This window comes from Stenotrophomonas sp. P5_A9, from assembly GCF_056400525.1.
In genome coordinates, this window is sequence record NZ_JBFULC010000055.1 from 19,522 (window position 1) to 29,094 (window position 9,573).

The following is a 9,573-nucleotide window of genomic DNA, read 5'->3' on the forward strand; positions in this document are numbered from 1 at the left end:
ACGTCATCCGACACGCTCTGACACACACCGATACACCCCTCGACCACCCCAGCACGAAAGGCGTTGCCCCCGTCACCGGTCGCCCTGCCGGCCCCGGTAAACGCTTGGCACATATGCCCGGTCAGCCCCGACCCGTACACTCGGCGGTCGTGGAATTAACGGGATTTTTTCAAATGTCGGGACGCATCACCGCGCGCATCGCCGCTGGCCTCACCCTGGCCTTCCTGGTCGGGTGCAGCAGCAAGGACGACGCCGCGCGCCGGCCGGCAGACGCCGTACCGGTCACCACCCAGGTGGTGCAGCCCTCGGCGTGGAATGACACCCTCCAGGCGCTGGGCACGGCCAAGGCCCGTGAATCGGTGACCATCACCGCCAAGGTCAGCGAAATCATCGAAACCGTGCACTTCGACAGCGGCCAGCAGGTCAGAGCCGGCACGCCGCTGGTGACCTTGCGGGGGCAGGCACAGGAGGCGGCCCTGCTGCAGGCCCAGGCCACCTTCGCCGAAGCGGACCAGCTGTACAAGCGCCAGCGCGAACTGGCCGCCCAGCAACTCGTCGCCAGCGCCACCCTGGACACCCAGCGCGCCATCCGCGATGCGGCCGAAGCCCGGGTGCGCGAAATGCAGTCGGACATCGGCGACCGCCGGGTCCGCGCGCCCTTCGCCGGCGTGCTCGGCATCCGTCAGGTAAGCGCCGGCTCGCTGGTCACCCCCAGCACCACCATCGCCACGCTGGATGACATCGAGCGCATGCACGTCGACTTCCAGGTGCCCGAAGCCGAACTGGCCAGCCTCACCACCGGCGACAAGGTCACTGCCAGCAGCGTCGCCTATCCGGGCCGCAGCTTTGAAGGCACGGTGGCCACCATCGATACCCGCGTCGATCCCGGCACCCGCGCGGTCACCGTCCGCGCCGACTTCATCAATGCCGACCACGCCCTGCGTCCCGGCATGTTGCTGGACATCCGCATGTTCCGCCCGGAACGACAGGCGCTGGTCATCCCCGAAATCGCCGTGGTCCAGGTCGGTCGCGATTCCTTCGTCTACCGGGTCAAGGCCGACCACAGCGTCGAGCGCAGCGACGTCAGCAGCGGCGCCCGCCGCGCCGGCGTGGTGGAAATTCTCAGCGGGCTCAAGCCCGGCGACCGCATCGTGGTGGACGGCACCGGCAAACTGCGGCCGGGCCTGAAGGTCGACGACCGCCCCGACACCGCGCCCGCCGCCAAGCCCGCGGACCCGGCAGGATGAAGCTGTCCGACGTCTCCATCCAGCGCCCGGTCTTTGCCGTGGTGATGAGCCTGCTGCTGGTCGTGCTGGGCATCATGTCCTTCACCCGGCTGACCCTGCGCGAGCTGCCGGCCATCGATCCGCCGATCGTGTCGGTGTCGGTCGATTACACCGGCGCCTCGGCGGCGGTCATCGAAAGCCGGGTCACCCAGGTGCTGGAAGACGCGCTGGCCGGCATCGAAGGCATCGATACCATCAACGCGCGCAGCTCCAACGGCCGCGCCCAGGTGAGCATCGAGTTCAACGCCAGCCGCGATATCGAAGCGGCTGCCAACGACGTGCGCGATGCGGTCAGCCGCGTCGCCGACCGCATGCCCGAAGAGGCGCGTCCGCCGGAAATCGCCAAGGTCGAATCCGATGCCGACCCGATCATCTGGTTCAACATGGCGTCCTCGAGCATGGACACCCTGGAGCTGAGCGACTACGCCGACCGCTATGTGGTGGATCGCTTCTCAAGCCTGGATGGCGTAGCCCAGGTCCGCATCGGCGGCCGCCAGCGCTACGCCATGCGCATCTGGCTGGACCGCGACCAGATCGCTGCCCGCGGCCTCACCGTGGGGGATGTGGAAACCGCGCTGCGCAATGAAAACGTGGAACTGCCCGCCGGCCGCATCGAATCGACCGACCGTGATTTCACCCTGCGCGTGGAGCGCAACTACAGCAAGCCCGAGGACTTTGCGACCATCCCGCTGGGCAAGGGCAACGACGGCTACGTGGTACGCCTGGGGGACGTGGCGAAGATCGAACTGGCCTCCTCCGAACGCCGCGCCTACTACCGCAGCAACGGCGAGCCGGGCATCGGCCTGGGCATCGTCAAAACCTCCACCGCCAACGCACTGGACGTGGCCCGTACCGCGCGCGCCGAGGCCGAGCGCGTCGCACTGACCCTGCCCGAAGGCACCCGCATCTTCGTCGCCTTCGACAACACCACCTTCATCGAAGCAGCCGTGGACCGCGTCTACGCCACCCTGGTGGAGGCGATGCTGCTGGTGCTGGCGGTGATCTGGCTGTTCCTGGGCAGCTTCCGCGCCGCGCTGATTCCTGCGGTAACCGTACCGGTGTGCCTGGTCGCCGCGTTCATCGCGCTGTACGCCTTCGGCTTCTCGATCAATCTGCTGACCCTGCTTGCCCTGGTGCTGTGCATCGGGTTGGTCGTCGATGATGCGATCGTGGTGGTGGAGAACGTGCAGCGGCGTATCGACCTGGGCGAGCCGCCGCTGGTGGCCTCCAAGCGCGGTACCGCGCAGGTCGCCTTCGCGGTGATCGCCACGACCGCCGTGCTGGTAGCGGTGTTCCTGCCGGTGGGCTTCCTGGAAGGCAATACCGGCCGCCTGTTCCGCGAACTGGCCGTCGCCCTGGCCGCCGCGGTGGCGCTGTCGGCGTTCGTCTCGCTCACGCTTACCCCGATGATGGCGTCCAAGCTGCTCAAGCCGCATTCCGGGCGCGCCCCGCGCGGCCTGCACGGCGTCATCGATCGCAGCTTGGCACGTGTGTCCGGCGCCTATGGCCGCGTGCTGGAAAAGCACATCGGTCGCACCTGGATCTACGTAGTGGTGATGTTGCTGTCGCTGCTGGCCAGCGCCCTGCTGCTCAAGCTGCTGCCCTCCGAGCTGGCCCCGGCCGAAGACCGCGGCTCGTTCCAGATCATGATCGACGGCCCCGAAGGCGCCGGCTACGACTACACCGTCGGCCAGGTGCAGCAGGTGGAGAAGATCGTGTCCGGCTTCGTCGGCGACGACAAGCCGATCGTGCGCGCCAACCCGCGCGTGCCCGGCGGTTTCGGGGCCAGCGAGGAAATGCACACCGGCCGCATCAGCGTGTTCCTGCAACCGTGGAAACAGCGCGAGGTGGCCACCCCGGACGTCGCCGCCGACCTGCAGAAGCACCTGGATGGCCTGCGCGGCGTGCGCGTGCGCACCCAGGTGGGCGGCGGGCTGGTCCGCAGCCAAGGCCAGCCGTTCCAGATCGTGCTCGGCGGGCCCGAGTACGCCGAGATCGCGCAGTGGCGCGACCGCATGCTGCTGCGCATGGCCGACAACCCCGGCCTGGTCGGCGTGGACTCGGACTACAAGGAAACCCGGCCGCAGATGCGGGTCAACATCGATCGCCAGCGCGCCGCCGACATGGGCGTATCGGTCACCGCGATCGGCAGCGCGCTGGAAACCATGATGGGCTCGCGCCGCGTCACCACCTTCGTCGACAACGGCGAGGAGTACGACGTGCTGGTCCAGGCCGGTCGCGATGGCCGTGCCTCGCCGGCCGACCTGGCCGCCATCCGTGTCCGTGCCAGTAACGGCGAACTGGTGCCGCTGTCCAATCTGGTCACCCTCAGCGAAGTGGCTGAGGCGGGCAACCTCAACCGCTTCAACCGGCTGCGCTCGATCACCATCAGCGCCGGCCTGGCCCCGGGCTATCCGCTCGGCGAGGCGATTGCCTGGGCGCAGCAGACGGCCAGCGAAGAACTGCCGCAGCACGCGCAGCTGGATTGGAAGGGCGAATCGCGCGAATACCAGAACGCCGGCAGCGCGGTGCTGCTCACCTTCGCCATGGCGCTGCTGGTGGTCTACCTGGTGCTGGCCGCGCAGTTCGAGAGCTTCATCCATCCGCTGGTGATCATGCTGACCGTGCCGTTGGGCGTGCTCGGCGCACTGCTCGGCCTGTATGTCAGTGGCGGCAGCATCAACCTCTTCAGCCAGATCGGCATCGTGATGCTGGTCGGGTTGGCGGCCAAGAACGGCATCCTGATCGTGGAATTCGCCAACCAGCTGCGCGACGAAGGCCGCAACGTCCACGCGGCCATCGTCGAATCGGCGGTGGTGCGCCTGCGTCCGATCCTGATGACCTCCATCGCCACGGTGGTCGGCGCGATCCCGCTGGTGGTGGCCGGGGGGCCGGGGTCGGCCAGCCGCGGCACCATCGGCGTCGTGGTGATCTTCGGCGTCACCGTGTCCACCTTCCTGTCGCTGTTCGTGGTGCCGGCGTTCTACTCGCTGCTGGCCCCGTATACGCGTTCGCCCGAAGCCGTGGCGCGTGAGCTGGAGCGACAGGAGGCGGAGACGCCTTCGGTGGGCGGTCATGCCTGATCCGGCGATCCCCCGCTTCGTCGGTGAGGGTTTCGTGCTGCGCCAAGCCGACGGCGAGCCGGTCGGGCGCGGGCTGCGCGACTGCTTCTCCTATCTGTTTTCTCGGCTGCGCAGCCTGTAGCCCAACGTTGCCGTAGAGGCAGCCGGGCATGGCCCGGCTCTACCGGGCTCGGGTCGCTCGGGGGCAGAGGCAGCCGGGCATGGCCCGGCTCTACCGGGCTGGGGGCGCTCCGGGGCAGAGGCAGCCGGGCATGGCCCGGCTCTACCGGGGCTCGGGTCGCTCCGGGGCAGAGGCAGCCGGGCATGGCCCGGCTGTACCGAGGCTCGGGTCGCTCCGGAGCAGAGGCAGCCGGGCATGGCCCGGCTCTACCGAGGCTGGGGTCGCTCCGGGGCAGAGGCAGCCGGGCATGGCCCGGCTCTACCGAGGCTGGGGTTTCTCCGGGGAGAACCGGGCATCCTGCCGGGCCGATGAAGCGCTGCCGCTACCGCAGCGGCCCCCGATCGTGGAGAATCGAGCCGGTCCCCTCCAGCCGACGGGACGTCCTTTATTTTCCGCCGACTGGAGAGAGCGCGTGGAAGCAGCCGTACATTTCGTCAACAGCATCATCTGGAGCAAGGCACTGATCGCGGTGTGCCTGGGCGCCGGCCTGTTCTTCAGCATCCGTACCCGGTTCATGCAGATCCGCGGTTTCTTCGAGATGTGCCGCCTGACCGTGCAGGGCGAGAAGTCCGACGCGGGCGTGTCCTCGTTCCAGGCACTGGCCATGTCGATGGCCGGGCGCATGGGCATCGGCAACATCGCCGGCGTGGCCACCGCCATCGCCTTTGGTGGCCCCGGTGCGATCTTCTGGATGTGGGTGATGGGCTTCCTCGGCGCCTCAACCTCCTATGTCGAGTGCACGCTGGCGCAGATCTACAAGACCAAGGATGCCGAAGGCCGTTACCGCGGCGGCCCGGCGTACTACATCGAAAAGGCCATGGGCCTGAAGTGGTACGCGCTGGCCTTCGCCGTGGCCACGATCATCGCGGCCGGCTTCCTGATGCCGGGTGTGCAGGCCAACGCGATTGCCGACAGCATCATCAACGCCTGCCGCGGCGGCGCGCTGTGCGGCCCGCTGGATGGCCAGTTCATGGGCATGGAATCGGTCCAGGCGCTGAAGCTGGGCATCGGCATCGTGGTGGCGCTGCTGCTGGGCGTGGTCATCTTCGGCGGGGTCAAGCGCATCGCCAATTTCGCCGAGGTGGTGGTGCCGTTCATGGCGGCCGCCTTCATCCTGATGGCCATCGTCATCATGATCATCAACTACGACCGCGTGCCGGTAATGTTCGGCATCATCTTCGACAGCGCCTTCGGCACCCACGCCGCGTTCGGCGCGATGATGGGCCTGGCGGTGGAGTGGGGCATCAAGCGCGGCATCTATGCCAACGAGGCCGGCCAAGGCTCGGGCCCGCATGCTGCGGCCGCTTCGGAGGTCTCACATCCGGCCAAGCAGGGCTACGTGCAGGCCTTTGCGGTCTACTTCGACACCATGATGGTGTGCACCGCCACCGCCTTCCTGATCCTGGCCAGCGGCACGTACAACGTGTACTCGCCGGTGGCCGGTGCCGAACCAATCTTCCAGGGCCTGGCGGGCATCCCCGAAGGTGCCGGCTATGCGCAGGCCGGCGTGGAAGCGGTACTGCCGGGCTGGGGTGCCTCGTTCGTGTCGGTAGCGATCTTCTTCTTCGCCTTCACCACGATCATGGCCTATTACTACATGGCCGAGACCAACCTCAGTTACATCAACCAGAACCGCAAGCGGCCGCTGACCGTGCTGGTGCTGCGCCTGGGCATCATCGGCATGGTGGTGTTCGGCGCGTTCCACAACGCCACCCTGGCCTGGGCGCTGGGCGACATCGGCGTGGGCCTGATGGCCTGGTTGAACATCATCGCCATCCTGATCGTGCAGCGGCCGGCGATGCTGGCCCTGCGCGATTACGAACGACAGAAGAAGCTGGGCCTCGACCCGACCTTCGACCCCGATGCCCTGGGCATCAAGAACGCCGATTTCTGGCGTCAACGCAAGCTGGAGTTGTCCCGTAGTGAATGATCCCTGGAAGAATGCCCGCCGCCCGTCCTCGCGCCCGCCGCGGGCAACCCCGTTGCCCCCGCGCGAGGGCGGCACGCCGCCACCGCCGGGGCGTGGCAACGACGAACTGCGCCTGTACGGGTGGAACGCGGTGCAGGCGCTGTTCGAGAAGCGCCCGCAGGCGCTGCGCAAGCTGTACCTGGCCGAATCGCTGATCCCGCGCATGCAGCCGGTACTCAAGTGGTGCGTGGCCAACCGCGTCGGCTATCGCGTGGTGGAGGAGGGCGACCTCAACAAGCTCGCCGCCACCACCCACCACGAGGGCGTGGTCGCCGACGTGCTGCGCGCGCCGATGCTCGACCTGGATGCGTGGCTGGACACACTGCCTGCCGGCAAGCCTGCGCTGGCGTTGTGGCTGGATGGCGTAGGCAACCCGCACAACTTCGGTGCGATCCTGCGCTCGGCGGCGCATTTCGGCGTGACCGGGCTGCTGCTGCCTCCCGGTTCCACCCTGGCGCTGTCCGGCGCTGCCGCGCGCGTGGCCGAGGGAGGCGCCGAATCGGTGCCGCTGGTGCGTTTGCCGGAACTGCCGCAGGCGATGGCGCAGCTGCGCCAGGCAGGTTTCGGGCTGGCCGCGACGCTGGTTGACGGCGGCAACGACCTGTTCGCCAGCGATGTGCCGGCGCGCCTGGTCTATGTGATGGGCGCCGAAGGCGAGGGCATGGATCGTGAGCTGGCGCAGGACTGCGATCAGCAGCTGTCCATTCCCGGCACCGGTGCGGTGGAGAGTCTCAACGTGGCATCGGCGACAGCGGTGTTGCTGTCGCACTGGTACGCACGCCAGGCACGCTGAGCAGGACGCGGTTTTCGGGTAGCGCACGTGCGCGCTTCTCCAACCCGGTGTGATCGGTGTCACCGATAGCGTCGTGACTACACGGGATTCGGATTATTCGCATAGTGAGCGGCCCATGCGCTGCGTCACAGTGCAAGGCGGTGCTGTGTTGGGTGGGTGAGGAGAGACACCCGCCCAGCGCGGCGCCGTTGTCCGGACCGCAGTACGTCTGTGGCGCTCACCGCGTGGGGTGTGACGAGTCCCGGAAGCCCGGTCGTTTTTCGACCGGGCTTTTTTTTGTTTTTTTGCCTTCCGTGGGCAAGCAGAAGCGCGCCCTGAATCTCTTTCCGTGCCTTGGTCGGTGGGTTGGGCGCTGGGYCCCCATGCCCTTTCCGGCGAATGTCCTCCGGCGTCGGCCTACGGCCGCCACCTCCCCCTTTATTTCGCCTCCAAGGGCATGGGGGCCCAGCGCCCAACCCACCGACCAAGGCCAGAAAAGCCTGGCTTGCCCCTGCCTACCGGCTGCTACGGGGCCCTCACGCTCGCGACAGGCCCGAGCGGAGACACCACCGATCCAGAGACGGCGCCTGGATCCCGTCCGCATGCATATCGCCCTGCGCCATTTCCATGTCCTTTGGAACAAGACGCTCCCTGCCACTGCAGGAAGCACCTTTTTCTAGAGCACCGCGATCAACAATCGCAAGGCGACGACGCCACGCCGTCGCGCGCTGCGATCATTCGTTCGGCGGCGTGGTCGGCTTGGCCTCGCTGCCGAAGCTGCCCTCGGCCTCGGCCGCCAGGTAGGCAAACACCGTGTACGCCGCCACGTTCTGTGCCAACGCGGCCGGGTCGATCTTGTCCAGGGTGTCGTCGGCGGTGTGGTGCAGGTTGAAGTAATCGCTGCCGTCCTGCGCAAGCCAGGCCCACGCACCGCCCTTGGCCGCCAGCGGACCCACGTCCGGGCCCGGGCCACCCTTGTCAGCGGCGTACTCGATGCCCAGCGGCTTGAGTACTTCGGCGATCTGGCGGGTTGCCTCGCGCGAGCCCTCCGGGTTCGGCGAGCCGGTGTTGAACGCATAGATGCGGCCCGCACCGAAGTCGCTCTCGGCGGCCAGCTGGTGCAGCACCACGTCCTTGGCATGCGCTTCGGCATAGGCCTTGCCGCCGTACAGACCCTGTTCCTCGTTGGCGAACGCAACCACGCGGATGGTGCGCTTGGGCGCCTGCTTCAGCTGGCCGATCAGATGGCCGGCGGCCATGGTGATGCCCACGCCGGCGCCATCATCGATCGCCCCGGTGCCCAGGTCCCACGAATCCAGATGTCCGCCGATCACCACCACTTCCTTGGGCAGGCTGCGCCCGGTGATCTCGCCGATCACGTTGTAGGAGGTGGCCTTGCCGTCCCAGCCGCAGTCCAGGGTGAGCTTGAGCGTGGTGCTGCCAAGCGCCACCAGGCGCGCCAGCTGATTGGCATCGGGCACCGACAACGCCGCCGACGGCACCGGGGTGAGGCCGTCGTCGAAGCGGGTGATACCGGTGTGCGGCACGCGGTGCGAATCGGTACCGGCCGAGCGCATCACAAAGCCCACCGCGCCTTTGCGGATCGCCTCGGACGGCCCCTTGCTGCGCACCGCGCCGCCATTGCCGTAGTCGCGGCCATCGCGGTAGGCGGTCATCTGGTAATCGACGAAGGCGATCTTGCCCGCCAGCGAGCCGGCCGGCGCGGCCTGCAGCGCGGCCAGGTCGGCAAAGCGCACCACCTCGGCTTCGACCGTGCCACCCGGGCTGCCGCCCAGGGCGGTGATGGTCAGCGGCTGGGCATGCTTGCCGGTGACCTGCGCATGCTCACTGCGGCGCTCCCACTTGGGGAAGGTGACCGGCTCGGTCCACACCTTGTCAAAGCCCAGCGATTTGAACTTGGCCACCGCCCAGGCCACGGCGCGCGGATCGGCTTCACCGCCGGCGATGCGCGGGCCGATCTCGGTGGTGAGCGATTCGACCACCTTCCAGCCGGTGTCGTCCTTGAGCGCCTGCTCACGCAGTTCGGCGGCAGTGGCCAGCGACTTCGGCGGCAGCGTGGTGGTGCCCGTCGCCGCGAAGGCCGGCGCGGCCAGCAGGGCGAGGGAGGATGCGATGGCAAGGACGCGGCGACGCATGGACAGCTCCGGGAAACGGGACGGAAGCCCCCGAGCTTAGCAGCCTGCCAGCGCCGCACATGGGCGGTAGGTCATGCTCCGGCGAATGCTGTTTTCCAAAAGCGAAAACCCCGCCGGAGCGGGGCTTTCGATGGGTAGTGCCGGCCG

General features: G+C 68.0%; 6 protein-coding genes. 5 read left to right on the forward strand and 1 reads right to left on the reverse strand.

Annotated features, from left to right (window positions below):
• The first annotated feature begins 173 nt into the window (after positions 1-173).
• The 5 genes from AC1DR7_RS16020 to AC1DR7_RS16040 all read left to right on the forward strand — a co-directional run bounded on the left by AC1DR7_RS16020 (position 174) and on the right by AC1DR7_RS16040 (position 7,291).
• A complete protein-coding gene (locus AC1DR7_RS16020; protein ID WP_256777439.1) occupies positions 174-1,247 on the forward strand; it encodes an efflux RND transporter periplasmic adaptor subunit in 1,074 nt (357 codons plus the stop codon).
• Positions 1,244-4,369: an efflux RND transporter permease subunit gene (locus AC1DR7_RS16025; protein WP_457317924.1), complete on the forward strand. Its 3,126-nt coding sequence runs from the start codon at positions 1,244-1,246 to the stop codon at positions 4,367-4,369. Before AC1DR7_RS16020 ends, AC1DR7_RS16025 begins: the two co-directional genes overlap by 4 nt.
• The gene (locus tag AC1DR7_RS16030; protein WP_457317925.1) at positions 4,362-4,490 is read left to right on the forward strand and encodes a hypothetical protein; all 129 of its coding nucleotides are present in this window, start codon (positions 4,362-4,364) and stop codon (positions 4,488-4,490) included. The genes AC1DR7_RS16025 and AC1DR7_RS16030 overlap by 8 nt, the downstream gene beginning before the upstream one ends.
• A gap of 451 nt (positions 4,491-4,941) precedes the next feature.
• A complete protein-coding gene (locus AC1DR7_RS16035; protein ID WP_457317926.1) occupies positions 4,942-6,459 on the forward strand; it encodes an alanine/glycine:cation symporter family protein in 1,518 nt (505 codons plus the stop codon).
• Entirely contained in the window at positions 6,452-7,291 is an 840-nt protein-coding gene (locus tag AC1DR7_RS16040; protein WP_457317927.1) for a TrmH family RNA methyltransferase, read from the forward strand. Before AC1DR7_RS16035 ends, AC1DR7_RS16040 begins: the two co-directional genes overlap by 8 nt.
• Positions 7,292-8,004: 713 nt before the next feature.
• Here AC1DR7_RS16040 and AC1DR7_RS16045 read toward each other — a convergent pair.
• Entirely contained in the window at positions 8,005-9,426 is a 1,422-nt protein-coding gene (locus AC1DR7_RS16045) for a M28 family peptidase (RefSeq protein ID WP_256775530.1), read from the reverse strand.
• Between the last annotated feature and the right edge of the window lie 147 nt (positions 9,427-9,573).